Raw genomic sequence first — 20,790 nt, 5'->3', positions numbered from 1 at the left:
GAAGCAGGAAGATACCCCCACGGATCATGCGGGCTTGGCAAGGATATTGCCAATCACTCGCAATTGGCAAGGGGGGATTTTCCCTACTCCGCCAGGCCCAACACCTCGTCGTCGTCCTCGCCGTCCAGCAGGTCGAGTTCCGGCTCGACTTCGTCCTCGTCGGTATCGACCGGGATCAGGCCATCGACGGCGCGATTGCCATAGGCGTCGGCGGCCGGGCGGGCATCGAGCAGGCCGGCGGCCTTCAGTTCCTTCAAGGACGGCAGATCGTCCAGGCTTTCCAGACCGAACTGATCCAAGAAGCCATCCGAGGTCCCCCACAAAAGCGGCTTGCCGGGCGAACGGCGCCGGCCGCGCGGCCTGATCCAGCCGGCCTCGAACAACAGGTCCAGCGTGCCCTTGGACAGGGCGACGCCGCGCACCTCTTCGATCTCGGCGCGGGTGATCGGCTGGTTGTAGGCGATGATTGCCAACACCTCGATGGCGGCGCGCGACAGGCGGCGGGCCTGGACCTGCTCGACCGCCAGGCGGCCGGCCAGATCGTCTGCGGTGCGAAACGCCCATTTTCCGCCCCGACACACCAGATTGACGCCGCGACTTGCATAATCTTGCTGCAAATCAACCAATATGGCGGCGACATCGGTACCGGGAGGCAGATTGTCGGCCAGGGTCCGCTCGTCCAACGGCTGGTGGCTGGCGAACAGCAAGGCCTCGACCAGGCGGATGTGATCGGGATCGGTCATGCCGCCACCCCGCCGGCCTTGATGTAGATCGGCGAATAGGGTCCGCCATCCTGGCGCAATTGCACCCTGCCCTGCTTGGCCAGTTCCAGGGCGGCGATGAAGGTCGAGGCGATGGCCGACTTCATCTTCAGCGGATCGCCCAGGATGGCCGGCAGATAGGACGACAGCACCGACCAGTCGGGCATGCGACCCAGCATGCGTTCCAGCCGCCGCAGGGCGTCCTCGACCGAATAAAGATCGGGGGCCTCGATATGCAGCGTGCGCACCGAGGTCCGCACCACATGGTCGGCATAGGCCTTCAGCAGGTCGAACAATTGCACGTCGTACAGCGAGCGGGTGACCACCACGATTCCTTCAGGTTCGCCGCGGGCGAAGAAGTGCCGGCCCAGTTGCGGCCGCACCATCAAGGCCGTGCCGGCACTTTGCATGGCCTCAAGGCGGCGCAGGCGGAAGGCCAGGATTTCCGCCATCTCGGCGGCGGTCGGCTGCTCGCCGGGTTCGGGCTCGGGTTCGGGCAGCAACAGGCGCGATTTCAGATAGGCCAGCCACGCCGCCATCACCAGATATTCGGCGGCCAGGTCCAGATGATGCTGGCGGACGCGGGCGACGAATTCCAGATATTGATCGGCCAGCTTCAGGATCGACAGCTTGGCGAGATCGACCTTCTGCTCGCGCGCCAGGGCCAGCAGAACGTCCAGCGGCCCCTCGAATCCATCAAGATCCAGCAGCAGCCGTTCGCCCGGCTGCTCGGCCGGCCCGTGTTCGTCGGCCTGGAAAACGTCGCCTTGCATGATCACGCTATATGTTGTGCCACCCGTAAGCGGCAACACCATAACATGATTGATTTACAAAAAGCCAGGGCGGGCTCCGGTCACCCGGAACCCGCCCTTTGTGAATTAAGCCCGAGCGGCGTCTGAGCCGCCCGGCACGGGCCGCGCTTCGCGCAAAACCCGCGCTTCGCGCACTAAGCCGAGAAGCTGGAGCCGCAGCCGCAGGTCGAGGTGGCGTTGGGATTACGGAACTGGAAGCTGGCGCCCATCATGTCTTCGACGAAATCCAGTTCGGTGCCGTCCAGGAAGCTCATCGAGGTCTCGTCGACCACCAGCTTGACACCATGCTGTTCCGAGACGACGTCGTCGTCGTTGACCTTGTCGTCAAGGGTGATGCCGTACTGGAAGCCCGAGCAGCCACCGCCCGACACCGCCAGACGCAGCATCAGGTTGGGCTTGCCTTCGATGGCGATCAGGGACTGGACGCGCTCGGCGGCGCTGATGGTCAGGGACACGTTGGACATGGATTTTCGGACCTCGAATTCGGTGTCGGAATGCGGAATTGTTCCAAAACTACCAAATGGGCATGCGCCCCGTAAAGTCCAACCGGTTGTCGCCTTGTTGGATCGCCCCTCAGGCGCCGGGCGGGCGCATCCGCGCCCTTGGCTGCGCTACGCGGGGCCTCAACGGCCCAGTCGCCCGGTTGCATGCGCGCTTGCGCGCTTGTAGTGTCCAGGCATGAACAGCTTCCTCGCCCCCTATGCCTGTCAGGCCGGTGCCTCGCGCGGGCGGCTCTATGCCGAACCGGAAAGCAGCACGCGCACGCCGTTCCAGCGCGACCGCGACCGCATCATCCATTCGGCCGCCTTCCGCCGCCTGCAATACAAGACCCAGGTCTTCGTCTATCACGAGGGCGACAATTTCCGCACCCGCCTGACCCATTCGCTGGAAGTGTCGCAGATCGCCCGTTCCATCGCCCGTGTCCTGGGCCTGGACGAGGATCTGGCCGAATCCCTGGCCCTGGCCCACGATCTGGGCCACACCCCCTTCGGCCATGCCGGCGAGGACGCGCTGCAAGAGGTGCTGGCCGGGTTCGGCGGCTTCGACCATAACGCCCAGTCCTTGCGGGTGGTCACCAAGCTGGAGCGCCGCTATGTCGAGTTCGACGGGCTGAACCTGACCTGGGAGACGCTGGAAGGCCTCGTCAAGCATAACGGCCCATTGACCGGACCGCTGGCGGTCAAGCCCGACAAGGTGCTACCGGGCGCCATCACCGAATATGTCGCCCGCCACGATTTGGAACTGGCCACCTTCGCCAGCGCCGAGGCCCAGGTGGCGGCCCTGGCCGACGACATCGCCTATAACAACCACGACATCGACGACGGCCTGCGCGCCGGCCTGTTCACCATCCGCGACCTGGCCGAGGTGCCGCTGGTCGGGCCGGTGTTCCGGGCGGTCGCCGCCGAATACCCCGATGCCGAGCTGTCGCTGCACATCCACGAGGTGGTGCGCCGGATGATCGGCATGATGATCCTGGACTGCATCGCCGAGACCAGACGCCGCATCGAGCGCCACCGCCCCCAAAGCGCGGCCGAGGTGCGCGCGGCGCCCGAACCGCTGGTGGCCTTTTCCGACGAAATGCGGGCCAACGACCGGGCGTTGAAGGCGTTTCTGTTCCCCAACATGTACCGCCACTTCACCGTCAACCGCATGACCAGCAAGGGCCGCCGGGTGGTCAAGGACCTGTTTCATCTGCTGCACGCGGAACCCGAATGCCTGCCGCCGGAATGGCGCCGCCTGTCCGACGGGCCGGGCACCGCCAAGACCGCCCGGGTGGTGGCCGACTACATCGCCGGCATGACCGACCGCTTCGCGCTGGACGAACATCGGCGGCTGTTCGATATGCAGGAAAAGCCGTAATCGGTAGGTGGGCTCAGTCGCTGACCACCTTTTTCAGCCGGGAATAGAGCCAAATTCCCAACAGGCTGAGCAGGCTGACCACCACGCCGATGATGATTTTCGGAAGCTCCTCGATCAGTGCATCCACCAGCCGATCCGACAAGGACGGCTTTTCCGCCGGCTCTAAGGATCGTTCCGGTGGCTGGACGACGGGTGGGACGGGCGGCGGTGGAGCCACCACCGGCACCGGAGCAACGACCACTGACTTGCCCGCGGCCAGTGCCCGCTCGGCCTCTTCCCGCTTGGCCTTGGCCTTGCCTTCCCAGACCGTGTCGCCAGCCCGACGATAAAGGATTTCGGCATCGCCGAACCATCGCTTGGCGGCGGCGGCGTTGCCGGCCGCCAGTTCCAGACGTCCGAGATCATCCGCCACATTGGCTTGCCCCAGGGGGGAATCCAAGGACCGGTACGTCGTCGCGGCGGCCTCAAAGTGGTCCCGCGCCGCCACCCGATCGCCCCGGTCCCGGTCAATCCCTCCCAAATAGCGGTGGGCATGGGCCAGCGTCAGTCGGTCCGCGACCGGTCCTGCCTGCAACACCTGGCGCAGGATGGGTTCAGCCACGTGCGGGCGGTTGCGCTCCAGCTCCAGCGAACCGATGCGGAAACGAGCAGCGGCGGCCTCGCGGGGCAGACCTTCGGCATCAAACAGGGCCAAAGCCCGATCCAAATCCTTCCGCCCGTCGTCATCGCGGCCCTGCAGCCGCCGCAGGTCGCCACGGGAGATCAGCGCCTCGCCTTCCAAAGCGCGAAACCGGCCGGTCCGGGCGGCGTCCAGGGCCCCTTGATAGGCCGTTTCCGCGTCGGTGAAGGCGTTGACGCCCTGGTGAATAGCCCCCTGATAGCGCAGGACCCTTGATTGGGTCCACACATCCTGGCGCCGCCGCGCGTTTGTCGTTGTCTCGCAACTGCTGCGCCTGACGCAGCAGGTCTTGGGCGTCGGCGGCGAACGCCGTGGGCGAAAGGACCAGGATCACCGCCAGCACAAGGGGCATGAACACGCGCATTGGCAACCTCCACAGGGTGCGGCCATCTCACCATGGATCGCCCTGGCGGACAAGCGGCCCGCATGCTTCCTGTGGACAGTCGCGCCCGTGGATGGCACAGTCCGGCAGCCCTGCGGCAACCCTGGTGAAACCGAGACCTATGAACCTTTTCGCTGCCTTCCGCGACGACATCGTCGCCATTATCGACCGTATCGTTCCCGGTCTGGATACCGCTCGCGTCACCGCCGAGCCCCCGCGCGAGGCCGCCCATGGCGACGTCGCCACCAATGCCGCCATGGTGCTGGCCAAGGCCGCCAGCATGAAGCCGCGCGATCTGGCCGAAAAGCTGGCCGCCGAACTGCGCCAGCTGCCCGCCGTCACCGATGTCGAGATCGCCGGCCCCGGCTTCATCAATCTGCGCCTGGCCGATGCGTTTTGGGCCGAACGGCTGGCCGACATCGTCGCCGCTGGCCCGGCCTATGGCGCCGGTGCGCCCAAGAACCACCGGGTCAATGTCGAGTACGTCTCGGCCAACCCGACCGGGCCGATGCATATCGGCCACGCGCGCGGCGCCGTGGTCGGCGACGCCCTGGCCTCGTTGCTGGCCAAGGCCGGCTTCGACGTCACCCGCGAATATTACATCAACGATGCCGGCGGCCAGATCGACGTGCTGGCCCGCTCCGCCTTGCTGCGCTATCGCGAGGCCCTGGGCGAGGAAATCGGCGACATTCCGGAAGGCCTGTATCCGGGCGAGTATCTGAAGCCCCTGGGCCAGTTGCTGGCCGACCGCTTCGGCCCCGAGCTGAAGGCCAAGGACGAGGCCGAATGCCTGGCCATCATCCGCCCCATCGCGGTGGACGCGATGATGGACATGATCCGCGACGACCTGGCGGCCTTGGGCGTGGTGCACGACGTCTTCACCTCGGAACGCGGCCTGGTCGAGGGCGGCAAGGTCGATGCGGCGCTGTCCTTCCTGGAAGAACGCGGCGAGGTCTATACCGGCATCCTGGAACCGCCCAAGGGCAAGGTCCTGGACGATTGGGAGCCGCGCCCGCAGGTGCTGTTCCGCGCCACAGGGTTCGGCGACGATGTCGATCGCCCCTTGAAGAAGTCGGATGGGTCGTGGACCTATTTCGCCTCGGACATCGCCTATCACCAGGACAAGTTCCGGCGTGGCTTCGCCGACCAGATCGACATCTGGGGCGCCGACCATGGCGGTTACGTCAAGCGCATGCAGGCCGCCGTCAAGGCGGTCAGCGAGGGCCAGGGCGCCCTGGACGTCAAGCTGTGCCAGATGGTCAATCTGCTCAAGGGCGGCCAGCCCTACAAGATGAGCAAGCGGGCCGGCACCTTCGTCACGCTTCGCGATCTGGTCGAAGCGGTCGGCAAGGACGTGGTCCGCTTCATCATGCTGACCCGCAAGAACGATGCCCACCTGGATTTCGACCTCGACAAGGTGCTGGAACAGTCGCGCGACAACCCGGTGTTCTATGTCCAGTACGCCCATGCGCGCTGCCAGTCGGTGACCCGCCATGGCGCCGCCCTGTGGCCCGACCAGGATTTGTCGGGCCAGGCTCTGGCCAAGGCGGCGCTGGGCCGCTTGACCGATCCGGCCGAGCTTGGTTTGATCAAGCTGCTGGCCGGTTGGCCGCGTCTGGTCGAAAGCGCCGCCGAGGCCCACGAGCCGCACCGCGTCGCCTTCTACCTGACCGAGGTGGCGGCCGGTTTCCACGGTCTGTGGAACAAGGGCAAGGACGATGTTCAGCTGCGCTTCCTGCTGGAAGAGGACCGCGAGCTGTCGGTCGCCCGCCTGGCCCTGTTGAAGGCGGTGGCGGCGGTGATCGCTTCTGGCCTGGCAATCTTCGGCGTCGAGCCGGTGGAGGAAATGCGCTGACATGGCTGACAGACCCGGCGACGATTTCGATCGCGACATCCTGGATATCATCCCGGCCCGCTATGATGCCGACGCCGATTCCCGTCAGGCCCGCGCCGGATCGCGCCTGCGCGCCACCGTGACCCTGGTCGCCGCCGTGGTGGCGGTCGGCGGCATCGTCGCCGCCGGCTGGCACTTCATGGGCGGCAAGAAGGCGGTGGGACCGGGAATTCCGGTCATCAAGGCCGACGAGCGGCCCATCAAGATTCGCCCCGATGATCGCGGCGGCATGCAGGTGCCCAACCAGGACAAGCTGATCTACGAACGCCTGGAACCCGGCGAGGGAGATTCCAAGGTCGAGCGCCTGCTGCCGGCCCCGGAAAAGCCGCAAGCGCCGCCGAAGGTCGCAGCCCCCCCTGCCCCCGCTCCGGTGGCCGAGACGCCCAAGCCGGTGGCGCCCGCGCCTGCCCCGGTGGCGCAGGCCCCCGCCCCCGAACCGATCAAGCCCAAGCCCCCCGAGCCGGTGGTGGCGGCCAAGCCGGTCGAGCCGATTTTGCCTAAGGCCATGCCGGCGGCCCCGGCTCCGGCTCCGGTGCCCGCTCCTGCTCCGGCGGTGGCCAAGGCGGCTCCGGCCGGCGGCGATTATCTGATCCAGCTGGGCGCGCTTCGCTCGGCGCCAGATGCCGAGAAGGAATGGTCGCGCATCCAGAAGGCCAACGCCGACCTGCTGGGCACCCTGAAATCCGACGTCGTCCGCGTCGAGTTGGGCGAAAAGGGCATTTTCTGGCGCCTGCGCGCCGGCCCGCTGTCGGAAGCCGCCGCCAAGCAGATGTGCACCGAGCTGAAGGCCCGCAACCAAGGCTGCATCATTGCCCGCAAATAACGCCATCGCGACCGCCGCCATCCTGGGCTGCGCCGGCCCGGTTCTGACCGACGAGGAACGCCGCTTCTTCGCCGCGACTAATCCGCTGGGCTTCATCTTGTTCGCCCGCAACATCCAATCGCCCGATCAGGTTCGCGCCCTGGTGGCCGATTTGCGCGCGTCCGTCGGCCGCGCTGATGCCCCGGTGCTGATCGATCAGGAAGGCGGCCGGGTCCAGCGACTGCGCCCGCCCCATTGGCGGGCCGCGCCCACCGGCATGGCCTTCGCCAATTTGGCCGACCAGGCCGAGGCCGCCCGTCTGGCCCGGCTGAATTTCCGCCTGATCGGGGCCGAACTGGCGGATTTGGGCATCGACATCGATTGCGCCCCGGTGCTGGACGTCCCGGTGGCAGGCGCCCACGATGTCATCGGCGACCGCGCCTATGGTACCGACCCGGCCCGGATCATCGCCCTGGGCCGCGCCGTCTGCGACGGCCTGCTGGATGAAGGCGTGTTGCCGGTCATCAAGCACATCCCCGGCCATGGCCGGGCCCTGGTCGATTCGCACCTTGACCTGCCGGTGGTGACCGCCTCGATGGCCGAGCTGGAAGCGACCGACTTCGCCCCCTTCAAGGCCCTGGCCGACCAGCCGTGGGCGATGACCGCCCATGTGGTCTACACCGCCATCGACGAGAGCGCCCCGGCGACGCTATCGGCCAAGGTCATCGGCGAAATCATTCGTGGAATCATCGGGTTCCAGGGCGTTCTTATATCGGACGATCTGTCCATGAAAGCCCTGGGCGGCAGTTTCGGCGAGCGAACGATCCGGGCGTTGGACGCCGGCTGCGATCTGGTGCTTCACTGCAACGGCGACATGGACGAGATGGCCGAGATCGCCCAGCAATTGCCGCCGATGACCGAGACCGCGCGCGAGCGTGTCGCCCTGGCCGCGCGACGCAAGCGGCAGCCCCAGCCGTTCGACCGAGCCGCCGCAGCAGCCGAGATTGAAAGCGCGCTGACATGATGAGCGGTGCGGGCCTGGTCCAGCAGATCGCGGTCTCGGCCCTGCCGCTGATTTTCGCCATCACCTTCCACGAGGCCGCGCACGGTTATGCCGCCCTGGCGCTGGGTGACGACACCGCCAAGCGGGCGGGCCGACTGTCGCTCAACCCCATCCGCCATATCGACCCGGTCGGCAGCATCGTCGTACCCGGCCTGTTGATGCTGGCCGGCGGTTTCCTGTTCGGCTGGGCCAAGCCGGTTCCGGTCGATTTCCGCCGCCTGCGCAATCCCCGCTTCGGCATGGTGCTGGTCGCTGCCGCCGGCCCGGCCGCCAACATGGTGATGGCGATCCTGGCCATCCTGGCCATTCGCCTGGTCGGCGATCTGCCGGAATCCGGCATCGATTGGGCGCGTCTTAACCTGGCCAACGCCATCTATCTGAACCTGCTGCTGGCGGTGTTCAACATGATCCCCATCCCGCCGCTGGACGGCGGCCGCGTCGCCGTCGGGCTGTTGCCGCGCAGCCTGGGCTATCCGCTGGCCCGGCTGGAGCAATACGGCATGCTGATCGTCGTCGGCCTGCTGATGGTGTTACCGCCGGTCAGTACTCTGCTGGGCGCCAGGATCGACCTGTTCGATCTGGTCATCAACCCAGCCATCACCGCCTTGCTGGAACTGCTGGTCATCGTGTTCGGCTGATCGAATTCACTTGGGCCAGACCTTGCAACGCGACGCCACCTCGCGGTAGCTGCCCGGCGTATCCAGATCGCCGTTGCGACGCTTGATCTCGGCCTCGTAGGCGGCCAAGGTCGGCGCCAGTTCGGCCTGTAATTGTTTGACCAGATTGTTGGTGATTGTGCCGTCGTCACGCACGCTCTGGAACGGCCTGACCCGATTGGCGGCCGAGGTCAAGGCGGCGGTCACCACAGGCAAGTGCGCATCATAGGTGGTCTGGGCCACCGCCACATGCTGGTTCTCGTGGTCGCGGGTGGCGGTATAGCTGCAGCTACCGGGCTGGTGCTCGAAGGCGATGAACACCTCGATATTGATAATCTGCCAACGCCCCTTGACCGTCTTCAGGCGGTAGCAGGCCGATTGCGGCGGAACCGGGACGATTTCCACCTCGACCGACAATTGCAGCTGGGTTTGGACGTTGGTCAGTCCTTGGCGGCGCAGCACGCCGATACTGAGATCATTGACGGTGCGGTCGTGGCGGTAGACCGGTTGAACCTTGCCGGTGTCGAGGGTGGCGGCGGCCGGGCGCTCCCACCCCGGGATCTGGGGCGGACAGGCCGGTGCCGCCTCGGCCGGCGCGGCCCAGACCAACGCCAACGCGACCGCCGCCATCGACAGACCCTTCGCCACCGGGCGATAATGGGCTAACACTGACGCCGAACCTATCAAGCCCCGAGTCTCCCGCATGACCATCCGTATTGCGACCTGGAACGTCAATTCCGTCAATGCCCGTCTTACCAATGTGATGGAGTGGCTGGCCGACGCCAAGCCCGACGTCCTGGGCCTGCAGGAGATCAAGTGCCCCGACGACAAGTTTCCCCGGCTGGAGTTCGAAGCGGCCGGCTGGCGCGTCGCCGTGCATGGGCAGAAATCTTATAATGGCGTCGCCATCTTAGCGCGCCATCCGATCGACAATGTGGTGACCGAACTGGCCGGAGACCCCGCCGACGAACAGGCCCGCTGGATCGAGGCTGACATCGCCGGCATCCGCGTGGTGTCCTTGTATTTGCCCAACGGCAATCCGGCGCCCGGGGAAAAGTTCACCTACAAGCTGGGCTGGATGCGCCGGATGATCGACCGCGCCCAGGAACTGCTGGCCGAGGGACGGCCGTTGGTGCTGGCCGGCGATTACAACATCTGCCCCACCGCCGCCGATGTCTACGACCCGGAAGGCTGGAAGGCCGACGCCCTGTGTCGGCCGGAAAGCCGCGCTCTTTACCGCGAGCTGTGCCATCTGGGCCTGACCGAGGCGTTCCGCGCCCTGCATCCCGAGCCAGGCCGGTACAGCTTCTGGGATTATCAGGGCGGCGCCTGGCCGCGCGGCGAAGGATTGCGCATCGACCACCTGCTGCTGTCACCCCAAGCGGCCGACCGCCTGGTCGCCTGCGACATCGACAAGGCCCCGCGCGGCAAGGACAAAGCCAGCGACCATACTCCGGTCTGGGTCGAATTAGCCTGATCGGCAATACCCATATTTACATTGTGTATTTGTTTTTCGTAACGCAAACCACATTTTAATGTTTGCGAGTGACTATCATAATTGTTAGAAGTTTGTTGCACCGCCCCGAGGCAAGGGACCAACCAGCTCCATGTCGAACATCATCGAAAAGACCGTCCTGGATATCCATCACTGGACCGACACGTTGTTCACCCTGCGGCTGAACCGCGATCCGGGGTTTCGTTTCGACAACGGCCAGTTCGCGATGATCGGCCTGATGGTGGACGGCCGGCCGTTGATGCGCGCCTATTCGATGGTCAGCGCCAATTACGAGGAGCATCTGGAATTCCTGTCGATCAAGGTGCCGAACGGGCCGCTGACCTCGCGGCTGGCCGCGGTCAAGCCGGGCGACACCATCCTGGTCAACAAGAAGACCACCGGAACCCTGGTGCTGGACAATCTGCGCCCGGGCAAGCGGGTCTATCTGTTGGCCACCGGCACGGGCCTGGCGCCGTTCCTGTCGATCATCAAGGATCCGGAATTGTACGAGCGCTTCGACCAGGTGGTCCTGGTCCACAGCGTCCGCCACATCGCCGACCTGGCTTACCGCGACTTCATCACCGAGGAACTGCCCAAGAACGAGTTCTTCGGCGACGAGGCGCGCCACAAGCTGCTGTATTATCCGACGGTGACGCGTGAGCCGTTCCGCAACCAGGGCCGCATCACCGATCTGGTGGCCAACGGCAAGCTGTTCGCCGACCTGGGATTGCCGGCGCTGAACCGGGCCGAGGATCGGGTGATGATCTGCGGCAACCCGCACATGATGACCGAGCTGATCGAGCAGTTGGAAGCCCAGGGCTTCGATCAGGGCAGCCATGCCGGTGTCGGCGACTATGTCATCGAGAAGGCGTTCGCCGAGAAATAAATCAGGCGAAGACGAACGGTGTGGCTTTGTGCCGGCGATAATCGGCACCCTGCTCGACCCGTGACGGATCGATGGTGGCGCGCGCCTCGAGCAATGCCGCCTCGATGCGGCGGTCGGTCAGGTGATAACGCCGCTCCAGCCCGATATCGGCCAAGCCGGGGCATTCCTCGCCGAACACGTCGCGGTAAAGGTCGCCCATCATGCCGTAGCGCCCGGCCATCAGGGTATTGCAGGCATTCTTGACCACCGCCGCGTCGCTGCCCCCCTTCATGTGCAGGCTGGTCACCAGCATCACCGACACCGCGTGCAGGACGTCATAGCGGACATGGGCGATGAACACTTCCAGATGGTGGGCCGACAGCGGCAGACCCTCGCAGCTGGCCACCCGGATCAGGCCGCCCAGCAGAAGGCTGAAGAATTCCGGGACGCCCCACTCCATTCCCAGCCCGACCGAGGACAAGGCTTCCAGCGGCGAAAAGGCCGGATGGCCGGCAACCAGACGCTGGGTCAGCACGTTATCGGCCCCCCCCCACAGCATCGGCCGGTCCTGCTGGCCGTCGGGAATGCCAAGCCCGGCGAACATCTGGCGATACAGGGCGATGTGGGTGCGCGCCTTCAGCAAACGGGCCAGGTCGGGATAATCCTCGACGGCGTGGACCCCGACCCCGTATTCGTCGGCGACCAACTGGGCCAGGGCGATCTGGGTGATTTCCGACACATGTTCGTTCAGCGGGCCGAACGGCAGGTCCATCAGGCCGTGGAAGCGACCGATGGCCAGGGCGACGCATTGGCGCGTGTTCTTGATCTGGTTGAAATAGGCCACCGAAAAGCGCATCACCTGCGGCACCTCGATGCGGCCCTCGAACACCCGAACGAAGAACGGGTGGCGCCACACCGGATGGCTCATCACATGGTCGTGCAGGTCGAGGAACAAATCCTCCAGCGCGCCAGGCTTGAACAGGGCGATGCGGTGGAACGGATTGTCGGCCCCCACCCCTTCGCCCAGCCGGGCGAACACTTCATGCAAGGGCGATCCTGGCCGCTCGGCCTGGGCAACGATGGCGGTGAAGTCGGCGCGCTGGCTGTCACGGAAGGATTCCAGCACCTGCTCGGCGCTCATTTCCAGCAGGTTGGGCAGCGGATGGACGAAATCCGGCAGAAGCTTGCGGCCATCCTTCTCGATGACCAGATCGGTCAAGCTCATCATCCCCCCTTGCGCGCCAGCCGCGACAGGCAGATCAGCAATCCCCGGGCCGAAATCGGCTTTTCCATGAATTCATCGGCACCGGCCGACAGCGCGACGTCACGGCTGGCCACCCGCTCGTGGCCGGACAGCACCAGCACCGGAATCTTGGCCAATTCCGGCTGACGCCGAATCCAGGCAACCAGATCCAGACCGCTTTCCGGTCCGACATGCCAATCAGACACCACGATATCCAGCTCGGTCCCGGCCAGAATGGCCTTGGCGCCGTCCAGGTCGGCCGCGGTGCGGATATCGACCACCCCCACCCCTTCCAGGATCGTGCGCATGATCTGGGCGAAATTCACGTTGTCGTCGACCACCAGGATACGCAAGGCCTTCCAGTCCAACTGGGCCTTGCCCGGCCGGCTATCGGTCAGGCTGACCGATTCGGCGGCACTGGCCGCCTCGGGATGGCCAACCACCCAGGCGCGGTAATCCATGTCGGTCGAGCAGATGTGCTCGAACAGCCACTTATGCAGAAAATCCAGGCAATCCTTGGCCCGCACCGTCGAGCGGTCGCCATCGTAACGTGTCTTCAGCTCGCGCACTTCCAAGGCCAGGCGGCGATGGATGCGGGCGTGGGTGTCCAGCGACGGATAGCGGCAGACCTCCATCACCCGTTCCTCGCGGGCGAAATGGTGGTCGGCGTAATCCTGCAGGGCCTGCAGCACACTGCCGAGCGTGGCGTATTCCTCGGCATCGCCGATCGAGCGGTGCAGATTGTTGACAAGGCCGACCAGGGTCTTGTGGTCGGCGTCCAGGACCGGGACGCCGACGCTCATCATCTCGCTCCAGGCGATGCCCGCCATCAGCGACGATCCAGTTGGCTGACGTCGCGCACCGCCCCCCGAGCAGCCGACGTGGTCATGGCGGCATAGGCCTTCAGGGCCGCGCTGACCTGACGATCACGACCCTCCGGCTTCCAGGCCTTGGCCCCCTTGGCCTCCATCGCCTGACGGCGACGTTCCAGTTCGGAATCGGGCAGGTCGACCTTGATGATTCGGTTGGGGATGTCGATGACGATGGTGTCGCCCTCCTCGACCAGGCCGATGGCGCCGCCCTCGGCCGCTTCCGGCGAGGCATGACCGATCGACAGACCCGAAGTCCCGCCCGAGAAGCGGCCGTCGGTGATCAGGGCGCAGGCCTTGCCCAGGCCCATGCTCTTCAGATAGCTGGTCGGGTACAGCATCTCCTGCATGCCGGGGCCGCCCTTGGGGCCTTCGTAGCGGACCACCACCACGTCGCCGGCCTTGACGCCGCCGCCCAGGATCTTGGCCACCGCTTCTTCCTGGCTTTCGCAGATCACCGCCGGCCCCTTGAAGGTCAGGTTGCTTTCATCGACGCCGGCGGTCTTGACGATGCAGCCATCCACCGCGATGTTGCCGAACAGCACCGCCAGGCCGCCATCCTTGGAAAAGGCGCCGTCAACCGAGCGGATGACACCCTTGGCGCGATCGGTGTCGAGGCTGTCCCAGCGCTTGGCCTGGCTGAAGGCCTCGGTGGTGCGCACGCCGCCGGGAGCGGCGCGATACAGTTCCTGCACAGCCGGATCGTTGGTGCGGCTGATGTCCCACTTGGCCAGACCGTCGGCCAAGGTCTTGGAATGGACGGTGCCGCACGACCCGTGCAGCAGGCCGCCCTGTTCCAACTGGCCCAGGATGCCGAAGATGCCGCCGGCCCGATGAACATCCTCGATATGGACGTCGGCGATGTTGGGGGCGACCTTGCACAGGCACGGCACCCGGCGGCTTAAGGCATCGATGTCGGCCATGCCGAAATTCACCCCGGCTTCCTGCGCGGCGGCCAGGATGTGCAGCACGGTGTTGGTCGAGCCGCCCATGGCGATGTCCAGGGTCATGGCGTTCTCGAACGCTTCGAAAGTGGCGATGGAACGCGGCAGCACCGACGAATCACCGCCCTCGTAATAGGCCCTGGTGATGGCGACGATGCGCCTTCCGGCTTCCAGGAACAATTCCTTGCGGTCGGCATGGGTGGCGACCACCGTGCCGTTGCCGGGCAGCGACAGGCCCAGCGCCTCGGTCAGGCAATTCATGGAATTGGCGGTGAACATGCCCGAGCACGAGCCGCAGGTCGGGCAGCTTTCGCGCTCGAAGGCCATGGCTTCTTCGTCGGACACGTTCTTGTCGGCGCCCTTGATCATGGCGTCGATCAGATCGACGGCGTGGGTCTCGCCCTTGAAGGTGACCTTGCCGGCTTCCATCGGCCCGCCCGAGACGAAGATGGTCGGGATGTTGAGGCGCAGGCTGGCCATCAGCATGCCGGGCGTGATCTTGTCGCAGTTCGAGATGCACACCATGGCGTCGGCGGTGTGGGCATTGACCATGTACTCGACCGAATCGGCGATGATCTCGCGGCTGGGCAGCGAATACAGCATGCCGGCATGGCCCATGGCGATGCCGTCATCGATGGCGATGGTGTTGAATTCCTTGGCGACACCGCCGGCCTTCTCGATCTCGCGCGCCACCATCTGGCCCAGATCCTTCAAATGGACATGGCCGGGCACGAACTGGGTGAAGGAATTGACCACCGCGATGATCGGCTTGCCGAAATCCTCGTCCTTCATGCCGGTGGCGCGCCACAGGCCGCGAGCGCCCGACATGTTACGACCGTGGGTGGAAGTACGGGAACGGTATTCAGGCATAGGATCAACCCTTAAGCACAAGACGAGACAGCCGGAAGATAGCCCCTGGGACGGGCCAGCGGAAGAGATTATGCGCGCCTGTCCTTGGGCCGGTCCATGCTTTCCGGCTGACTTGGCCGACCTATTCCAGATAGGAGCGGATGATGCGCTCGCGGGTGCCGTCGGCGATCACCGAGGCCATGGCTGCCCGCAGGCGCTCGACCAAGGCCGGGTCGGCCCCCGGCGACAGGGCCAGCCATTGCTTCTCGTCCTCGACCTTCGGCCCGATGGTCGGCTTACCCGGAAATCCGGCGTTCTTCCACACCCACAGCGCCTCGAGACGGGCGACGTACCAGGCCTCGGCCCGTCCCCCCACCAGCATCCGCCCGTTGGTGGTGGTGTCGGGCCGGGTGATCAGGTTGCCGAAGCCGGCGCTTTTCAGCGAGCTGACGAAGGACGTTCCCTCCTGGACGATGACGCTGTTCAGCGACCGGGCGGCATCAAGGCTATAGCCCTTGCCGGCGACATCGACGAAATTGACCTCGATACCGAACATCTCGCCAACCCAGGTGTAGCGGTTTTCGCGCTCGGGCGTCCGGGCCAACGGCAGGATGGCCACGCCGGAACCGTTATGCGCATCGGCCTGTGCCCGCACCCACGAGCGGAAATTGACCGACACCGACAAGCCGGCGCGGCGCGCCACTTCCTGCATCATCTCGATGGCGAAGCCGGGGCGGTCGGTCCCCTCCATGGTGAAGGGTGGCAGATGGGCGGTGACCAGCTTCAGTTCCTCGGCCCGGGCCGGCGCGACGCCGACCAGCAAGGCCAATATGGCCGCGATCCACCCCTTCATCTCCCGCCTCCCCTAAAGCCTGGGGAATGCTACCAACCGGAGCGCGTGCAGGCAACCGGGCTTACGCCCCGACCAGTTTGCCGTCGGCCAGACGGACCACCCGGTCCATGCGGCCGGCCAGTTCGGGATTGTGAGTGGCGATTAAGGCCGCCACCCCGGTCGAGCGGACCAGCTTCAAAAGCTCGTCGAACACCGATTCCGATGTGTGGGGATCCAGATTGCCGGTCGGCTCGTCGGCCAGCAGCACCTTGGGCGCGTTGGCCAAAGCGCGGCAGATGGCGACGCGCTGCTGCTCGCCACCCGACAATTGGCCGGGCCGATGTTCGGCGCGCGCGGCCAGGCCCATGCGGGCCAACAGGTCCAGTGCCCGGTCCTTGGCCGCTGACTTGGCGGTTCCGGCGATCATCTGCGGCAAGATGACGTTTTCCACCGCCGAGAATTCCGGCAGCAGGTGGTGGTACTGATAGACGAAGCCCAGATGCGAGCGGCGCAGCGTGGTGCGCTTGGCATCGGACAGCTTGCCGCACGCCTCGCCGCCCAGCCACACCTCGCCCTCGTCGGGGCGCTCCAGCAGGCCGGCGATGTGCAGAAGCGTCGATTTGCCGGCCCCCGAGGGGCCGACCAGGGCGACGATCTCGCCCGGCTTGACCGCCAGATCGGCACCGTCCAGCACGTCCAGGCGGTCCTTGCCCTGCAGGAACGAGCGGCGCACGCCCTTGAGTTTCAGCCCCTTCTCACTCATAGCGAAGAGCCTCCACCGGATCGAGGGCGGCGGCCCGCCAACTGGGATAGATGGTGGCGGCGAACGACAGGCCCAGCGCCATCAGCACCACGGTCATCACTTCGTTGTAATCGACCCGGGCCGGCAATTGGGTCAGGAAATAGATTTCGGCGGCGAACAGCTCGCGCCCGATGATGCCCTGGATGAACTGGCGGATTTCCTCGATGTGGGTGGCGAACCACACGCCCAGAAGGGTGCCGCCCACCGTGCCGGCAACGCCGACCGAGGCGCCCGACAGGAAGAAGATGCGCATGATCATGCCGCGCGTCGCCCCCATGGTGCGCAGGATGGCGATGTCGCGGCCCTTGTCCTTCACCAGCATGATCAGGGACGAGATGATGTTGAAGGCGGCCACCAGGATGATCAGCGTCAAGATCAGGAACATCACGTTGCGTTCGACCTGGATGGCGTTGAAAAAGCTGGCATTGGCCTGCTGCCAGTCATAGATGCGGGCGTTGCCGCCGGTCAGTTGATGGATGGCGGCACGGGCCTGGGGCACCCGGTCGGGATTGTCCAGAAACACCTCGACCTGGGTCACCGCCTGCGGCAGCTTGAAATAGGTCTGGGCGGCTTCCAGCGGCATGAAGATGAAGCCGGAATCATATTCGAACATGCCGACATTGAAGGTGCCGGCCACCACATAGCCGCGCATGCGCGGCACGGTGCCGAACGCGGTGGCGTTGCCCTTGGGCGAAATCAGGGTGATGGTGTCACCGACCATCAGCCCCAGCTTTTCCGCCAGCCGATAGCCGATCAGCACGCCGTCGCCGGCCTTGAACTCGGCGGCCGAGCCGCCCAATTTCGAGCGGAAGATATCGCGGGCCAGCAGATCGTCGGGCCGCACGCCGCGGACGACGGCGCCGGCGGCGGCCACCGGCGAGGTCGCCATCACCTGGCCCTCGACGGTGGGGATGGTCCGCACCACGCCGGGCATCTTGCGGATGGCGTCGGCCAGCGGATCGTAATCGACCAGGGCCATGCCCTGGCCGTAAACGCCGACATGGCCGTTGATGCCCAAGATGCGCGACAGCAATTCCTGGCGGAAGCCGTTCATCACCGCCATCACCACGATCAAGGTGGCGACGCCCAGGCCGATGCCCAGCAGCGAGAAGCCGGCGATGACCGAGATGAAGCCCTCTTTGCGGCGTGCCCGCAGATAGCGGAACGCCACCATGCGTTCGAAGGCCCCGAAGATCATCACCCGTCCCCCTTGATTGCTCGGTCAGCCGACCAGCTTGGCCAGTGCCGCCTCGACCGACAATTCCTGCTTCTCGCCGGTATGACGGTTCTTCAACTCGACAAGCCCTTGTGCCACGCCCTTGGGACCGGCGACCAACTGCCACGGCAGGCCGATCAGGTCCATGTCGGCGAACTTGACGCCGGCCCGCTCGTCGCGGTCGTCGTACAACACCTCGACTCCCGCGGCATTCAACTTGGCGTAGACATCCTCGCACACCCCGTCGCAGGCGGCGTCGCCGGCCTTCAGATTGACCAGACCGACCTTGAAGGGGGCGACCGCTTCCGGCCACTTGATGCCGCGCTCGTCGTGATAGGCCTCGATGATGGCCCCGACCAGGCGCGAGACGCCGATGCCGTAGGACCCCATCTCGACGGTGACCGGATTGCCGTCGGGGCCGGCGACGCGGGCCCCCATGGCCTCGGAATATTTGGTACCGAAATAGAAGATGTGTCCGACCTCGATGCCGCGCGCCACCTTCAGCCGGTCGGCCGGCGGGCAATCGGGCGAGTTGGGGTCGTGCTTCTCGTCGGTGACGGCGTAAAGCTTCGACAGCGCTTCCAGGTCGATGGCGTCTTTGGCCGCCAGTTCCTCGTAGGCGACGTCATAGAACACGCCGGATTCGCCGGTTTCGGCCAGCACGTGGAATTCGTGGGTCAGATTGCCGCCGATGGCGCCCGAATCGGCAGCCATCGGAATGGCGGTCAGGCCCATGCGCTTGAAGGTGCGCAGGTAGGCGTTGAACATCGCCTCATAGGACCGCTTGGCGCCGTCGAAATCGATATCGAACGAATAGGAATCCTTCATCAGGAACTCGCGCCCGCGCATGACGCCGAAGCGCGGCCGCACCTCGTCGCGGAACTTCCACTGGATGTGGTAAAGGATCTGCGGCAACTCGCGATAGCTTTTGACGTTGTCGCGGAAGATCTGGGTGATCAGTTCCTCGTTGGTCGGGCCATACAGCATCTCGCGATCATGGCGATCGGTGAAACGCAGCATTTCCTTGCCATAGGCGTCATAACGGCCCGATTCGCGCCAGATGTCGGCCGACTGGATGGTCGGCATCAGCAATTCCTGGGCGCCGGCCGCGTCCTGCTCCTCGCGCACGATCTGCTCGATCTTTTGCAGCACCTTCCAGCCCAGCGGCAGCCAGGTGTAGATCCCCGACGCCGACTGGCGGATCATGCCGGCACGCAGCATCAGCCGGTGCGACGCGATCTGCGCCTCGGACGGGGTTTCCTTGAGGGTCGGCAGGAAAAATCGGGACAGACGCATGGAATCCTCGGGAAATCGCGCGAACACAAGGGCCGGACTTTAGGCAAAGCCCGGCTCGAACACAAGGGACCCGCTATTTCACCCCGCGCTTGGCACAGGCATTGGCCAGTTCCTGCTGGTCAGCCGAGCCCATCGGCTGGCCGTTCAGGGTGAAAGTGCCCTTGTTCATGTCGTATTTCACCATGCCCAGAGTGGTCTGGCTGTCACCCAGGCCGTTGGTGGCATAGCCCTTGCCGGCCATGGGCGAAATCTGGATGGGGATTTCCAGCACCTCGGGCAGCAATTGCTTGCCAATGTCGTTACCGCTGCCGGGCAGGTCGGCCGGGGCGACCTTCTTGCCGCGCACCCCCTCGCCCGGCTTATAGGAGACATCGGCCGACGGATTGTGACGCACCAGCCTGGCGCAATCCGAGCTGGTGATCTTGATGGTCTGGCTGTTCGACTGGGCGTGGGCGGCCAGCGGCGACAAAACCAGGACAGCCGATACAAGGCGAAGGATGCGGGCGGGCGACATCGGACGGTTCCTTTCTTGAAACGCGTTGGTGCCGGGAATCGTGACGCACCACCGGCACGAGCGCAAGAAAATCCCAAAATGACCGCGAACACGAAACAATCTAAAAAAAAGTGGGTGACGCACGTCACGAAATTGCGTACATTGCGCCCCAAGCCCCGCCGACGGGCACGGGACAAGCCAAAAGGCACCCGGAATGCGGCTCAAGTTTAGGGAGGAAGGTCGCTGGGGGACCCACGGGTCGCCTAAGCGCGGAGACGCAGGAAACGGCGGGATCGGGCAACCGGTCCCGCCGTCTTCGTTTCAGGGCGTATCCATCCAGGCCGGGGCCAGCGGCGCGATCTTTTGGAAGGTCGGGCAATCCTCGCGGTGCGCCCCGGGCAGATAGCCGATGCTCATCAGGAACTCGCCGACCACCTCGCCGCCCATGAAGACGAAGGTCTTCTTGAACAGCTTGACCCATTCCGGCTTGGTCAGCGGATGATGGGCCTTGATCCAGGCGGCGAAGGATTCGTGCGCTGCCACCAATGCCACCAGTCGCTTGGCGTTCTCGATGGTGGCGCCGATCTTGCGGCGGTTACGGATGATGCGGGCATCGGCCATCAGCCGCTCGATGTCGGCCTCGCCATAGAGGGCGACATGGGCGGGATCAAAGCCTTCGAAGGCGGCGACCAGACCGGCCCGCTTCTTCAGCGTAATTTCCCACGACAGGCCGGCCTGAAAGATTTCCAGGGTCAGGCGCTCGAACAGCACCTTGTCGTCGGTCTGGGGGAAGCCGTATTCCAGATCGTGGTAAGGCTGGTGGACAGGGTGGCCGGGGGCAACGTCGCAATACCAGCTCATCGATGCCCCCTGCCTGTCTTTGATACCAATCGGTCAATAAATTGATGGGGTGGACGGCCCCTGCTCACCGGCGTCGCAATGCGCCAAGATGGTGGTTGTCGAGACACACCATTCGA

At 65.2% G+C, this 20,790-nt stretch carries 21 protein-coding genes; 7 read left to right on the top strand and 14 right to left on the bottom strand.

All coding sequences use genetic code 11. The features are described 5' to 3' along the window. Positions 1-83: 83 nt before the first annotated feature. The 3 genes from scpB to erpA form a co-directional block, all read right to left on the bottom strand. Positions 84-743, bottom strand: coding sequence for an SMC-Scp complex subunit ScpB (gene scpB, locus A6A05_RS13860; protein WP_068502301.1), 660 nt, complete (start codon positions 741-743; stop codon positions 84-86). After that, positions 740-1,534 (bottom strand): segregation and condensation protein A, encoded by a 795-nt coding sequence (locus tag A6A05_RS13855; RefSeq protein WP_068502335.1) that lies wholly within the window; start codon positions 1,532-1,534, stop codon positions 740-742. The genes scpB and A6A05_RS13855 overlap by 4 nt, the downstream gene beginning before the upstream one ends. 173 nt (positions 1,535-1,707) lie before the next feature. Continuing rightward, a complete protein-coding gene (gene erpA, locus A6A05_RS13850) occupies positions 1,708-2,037 on the bottom strand; it encodes an iron-sulfur cluster insertion protein ErpA (protein WP_068502298.1) in 330 nt (109 codons plus the stop codon). A 214-nt stretch (positions 2,038-2,251) separates the two neighbouring features. Here erpA and A6A05_RS13845 point away from each other — a divergent pair, with 214 nt between their 5' ends. Then, complete coding sequence (locus tag A6A05_RS13845) at positions 2,252-3,433, top strand: deoxyguanosinetriphosphate triphosphohydrolase (protein ID WP_068502297.1); 1,182 nt, start codon at positions 2,252-2,254, stop codon at positions 3,431-3,433. Between the two features lie 13 nt (positions 3,434-3,446). Here A6A05_RS13845 and A6A05_RS13840 read toward each other — a convergent pair whose 3' ends face one another. After that, positions 3,447-4,340: a tetratricopeptide repeat protein gene (locus A6A05_RS13840; protein WP_068502290.1), complete on the bottom strand. Its 894-nt coding sequence runs from the start codon at positions 4,338-4,340 to the stop codon at positions 3,447-3,449. 275 nt (positions 4,341-4,615) lie between these two features. Here A6A05_RS13840 and argS point away from each other — a divergent pair, with 275 nt between their 5' ends. From argS to A6A05_RS13820, 4 genes are read left to right on the top strand one after another with little or no spacing between them, the layout of a single operon-like run. Continuing rightward, the gene (argS, locus tag A6A05_RS13835) at positions 4,616-6,349 is read left to right on the top strand and encodes an arginine--tRNA ligase (RefSeq protein WP_068502281.1); all 1,734 of its coding nucleotides are present in this window, start codon (positions 4,616-4,618) and stop codon (positions 6,347-6,349) included. A gap of 1 nt (position 6,350) precedes the next feature. Beyond that, a complete protein-coding gene (locus A6A05_RS13830) occupies positions 6,351-7,211 on the top strand; it encodes an SPOR domain-containing protein (protein ID WP_068502278.1) in 861 nt (286 codons plus the stop codon). Then, a complete protein-coding gene (nagZ, locus tag A6A05_RS13825; RefSeq protein WP_156521061.1) occupies positions 7,198-8,214 on the top strand; it encodes a beta-N-acetylhexosaminidase in 1,017 nt (338 codons plus the stop codon). The genes A6A05_RS13830 and nagZ overlap by 14 nt, the downstream gene beginning before the upstream one ends. Next, positions 8,211-8,891 (top strand): site-2 protease family protein, encoded by a 681-nt coding sequence (locus A6A05_RS13820; protein ID WP_082910971.1) that lies wholly within the window; start codon positions 8,211-8,213, stop codon positions 8,889-8,891. The genes nagZ and A6A05_RS13820 overlap by 4 nt, the downstream gene beginning before the upstream one ends. A 6-nt stretch (positions 8,892-8,897) precedes the next feature. Here the strand turns inward: A6A05_RS13820 and A6A05_RS13815 are convergent, their stop codons facing one another. Then, complete coding sequence (locus A6A05_RS13815; RefSeq protein ID WP_156521060.1) at positions 8,898-9,539, bottom strand: hypothetical protein; 642 nt, start codon at positions 9,537-9,539, stop codon at positions 8,898-8,900. Positions 9,540-9,612: 73 nt separating this feature from the next. Here A6A05_RS13815 and A6A05_RS13810 point away from each other — a divergent pair, with 73 nt between their 5' ends. Next, entirely contained in the window at positions 9,613-10,386 is a 774-nt protein-coding gene (locus A6A05_RS13810; RefSeq protein ID WP_082910970.1) for an exodeoxyribonuclease III, read from the top strand. 130 nt (positions 10,387-10,516) lie between these two features. Then, on the top strand, positions 10,517-11,290 hold the full coding sequence (locus A6A05_RS13805; protein ID WP_068502268.1) for a ferredoxin--NADP reductase: 774 nt from the start codon (positions 10,517-10,519) through the stop codon (positions 11,288-11,290). A gap of 1 nt (position 11,291) precedes the next feature. On the opposite strand, the gene A6A05_RS13800 is transcribed toward A6A05_RS13805, so the two are convergent. The 9 genes from A6A05_RS13800 to A6A05_RS13760 form a co-directional block, all read right to left on the bottom strand. Then, positions 11,292-12,488: a heme oxygenase-like domain-containing protein gene (locus tag A6A05_RS13800; protein WP_172822282.1), complete on the bottom strand. Its 1,197-nt coding sequence runs from the start codon at positions 12,486-12,488 to the stop codon at positions 11,292-11,294. A 5-nt stretch (positions 12,489-12,493) separates the two neighbouring features. Further along, entirely contained in the window at positions 12,494-13,342 is an 849-nt protein-coding gene (locus A6A05_RS13795) for a bacteriohemerythrin (protein ID WP_156521059.1), read from the bottom strand. Beyond that, a complete protein-coding gene (gene ilvD, locus A6A05_RS13790) occupies positions 13,342-15,195 on the bottom strand; it encodes a dihydroxy-acid dehydratase (RefSeq protein WP_068502264.1) in 1,854 nt (617 codons plus the stop codon). Before ilvD ends, A6A05_RS13795 begins: the two co-directional genes overlap by 1 nt. A 121-nt stretch (positions 15,196-15,316) precedes the next feature. After that, positions 15,317-16,027 (bottom strand): substrate-binding periplasmic protein, encoded by a 711-nt coding sequence (locus A6A05_RS13785; protein WP_068502260.1) that lies wholly within the window; start codon positions 16,025-16,027, stop codon positions 15,317-15,319. Between the two features lie 61 nt (positions 16,028-16,088). Continuing rightward, positions 16,089-16,769, bottom strand: coding sequence for an ABC transporter ATP-binding protein (locus tag A6A05_RS13780; RefSeq protein WP_068502256.1), 681 nt, complete (start codon positions 16,767-16,769; stop codon positions 16,089-16,091). Beyond that, positions 16,762-18,006 carry a lipoprotein-releasing ABC transporter permease subunit gene (locus A6A05_RS13775; protein ID WP_068502253.1) on the bottom strand — a complete coding sequence of 415 codons (1,245 nt, stop codon included), beginning with the start codon at positions 18,004-18,006 and terminating at the stop codon, positions 16,762-16,764. The genes A6A05_RS13780 and A6A05_RS13775 overlap by 8 nt, the downstream gene beginning before the upstream one ends. Positions 18,007-18,030: 24 nt before the next feature. Further along, positions 18,031-19,320: a proline--tRNA ligase gene (gene proS, locus A6A05_RS13770; RefSeq protein ID WP_068502328.1), complete on the bottom strand. Its 1,290-nt coding sequence runs from the start codon at positions 19,318-19,320 to the stop codon at positions 18,031-18,033. Positions 19,321-19,393: 73 nt separating this feature from the next. Next, positions 19,394-19,834, bottom strand: coding sequence for a hypothetical protein (locus tag A6A05_RS13765; RefSeq protein ID WP_068502251.1), 441 nt, complete (start codon positions 19,832-19,834; stop codon positions 19,394-19,396). 300 nt (positions 19,835-20,134) lie between these two features. Continuing rightward, the gene (locus A6A05_RS13760; RefSeq protein WP_068502248.1) at positions 20,135-20,674 is read right to left on the bottom strand and encodes a DNA-3-methyladenine glycosylase I; all 540 of its coding nucleotides are present in this window, start codon (positions 20,672-20,674) and stop codon (positions 20,135-20,137) included. Between the last annotated feature and the right edge of the window lie 116 nt (positions 20,675-20,790).

This window comes from Magnetospirillum moscoviense, from assembly GCF_001650635.1.
In the GTDB taxonomy this organism is placed as follows: Bacteria; Pseudomonadota; Alphaproteobacteria; order Rhodospirillales; family Magnetospirillaceae; genus Magnetospirillum; species Magnetospirillum moscoviense.
This window is presented reverse-complemented; position numbering and strand designations above follow the sequence as displayed.

Bases quoted from the DNA above. Each gene is read 5' to 3' on its own strand.
- A6A05_RS13815 (WP_156521060.1), bottom strand. From the start codon at position 9,539: ATGGCGGCGGTCGCGTTGGCGTTGGTCTGGGCCGCGCCGGCCGAGGCG.
- A6A05_RS13775 (WP_068502253.1), bottom strand. From the start codon at position 18,006: ATGATCTTCGGGGCCTTCGAACGCATGGTGGCGTTCCGCTATCTGCGG.
- A6A05_RS13765 (WP_068502251.1), bottom strand. From the start codon at position 19,834: ATGTCGCCCGCCCGCATCCTTCGCCTTGTATCGGCTGTCCTGGTTTTG.
- A6A05_RS13830 (WP_068502278.1), top strand. From the start codon at position 6,351: ATGGCTGACAGACCCGGCGACGATTTCGATCGCGACATCCTGGATATC.
- erpA (WP_068502298.1), bottom strand. From the start codon at position 2,037: ATGTCCAACGTGTCCCTGACCATCAGCGCCGCCGAGCGCGTCCAGTCC.
- A6A05_RS13820 (WP_082910971.1), top strand. From the start codon at position 8,211: ATGATGAGCGGTGCGGGCCTGGTCCAGCAGATCGCGGTCTCGGCCCTG.
- ilvD (WP_068502264.1), bottom strand. From the start codon at position 15,195: ATGCCTGAATACCGTTCCCGTACTTCCACCCACGGTCGTAACATGTCG.
- A6A05_RS13795 (WP_156521059.1), bottom strand. From the start codon at position 13,342: ATGGCGGGCATCGCCTGGAGCGAGATGATGAGCGTCGGCGTCCCGGTC.
- argS (WP_068502281.1), top strand. From the start codon at position 4,616: ATGAACCTTTTCGCTGCCTTCCGCGACGACATCGTCGCCATTATCGAC.
- A6A05_RS13805 (WP_068502268.1), top strand. From the start codon at position 10,517: ATGTCGAACATCATCGAAAAGACCGTCCTGGATATCCATCACTGGACC.
- A6A05_RS13855 (WP_068502335.1), bottom strand. From the start codon at position 1,534: ATGCAAGGCGACGTTTTCCAGGCCGACGAACACGGGCCGGCCGAGCAG.
- A6A05_RS13780 (WP_068502256.1), bottom strand. From the start codon at position 16,769: ATGAGTGAGAAGGGGCTGAAACTCAAGGGCGTGCGCCGCTCGTTCCTG.
- scpB (WP_068502301.1), bottom strand. From the start codon at position 743: ATGACCGATCCCGATCACATCCGCCTGGTCGAGGCCTTGCTGTTCGCC.
- A6A05_RS13760 (WP_068502248.1), bottom strand. From the start codon at position 20,674: ATGAGCTGGTATTGCGACGTTGCCCCCGGCCACCCTGTCCACCAGCCT.
- A6A05_RS13810 (WP_082910970.1), top strand. From the start codon at position 9,613: ATGACCATCCGTATTGCGACCTGGAACGTCAATTCCGTCAATGCCCGT.
- A6A05_RS13785 (WP_068502260.1), bottom strand. From the start codon at position 16,027: ATGAAGGGGTGGATCGCGGCCATATTGGCCTTGCTGGTCGGCGTCGCG.
- proS (WP_068502328.1), bottom strand. From the start codon at position 19,320: ATGCGTCTGTCCCGATTTTTCCTGCCGACCCTCAAGGAAACCCCGTCC.
- A6A05_RS13845 (WP_068502297.1), top strand. From the start codon at position 2,252: ATGAACAGCTTCCTCGCCCCCTATGCCTGTCAGGCCGGTGCCTCGCGC.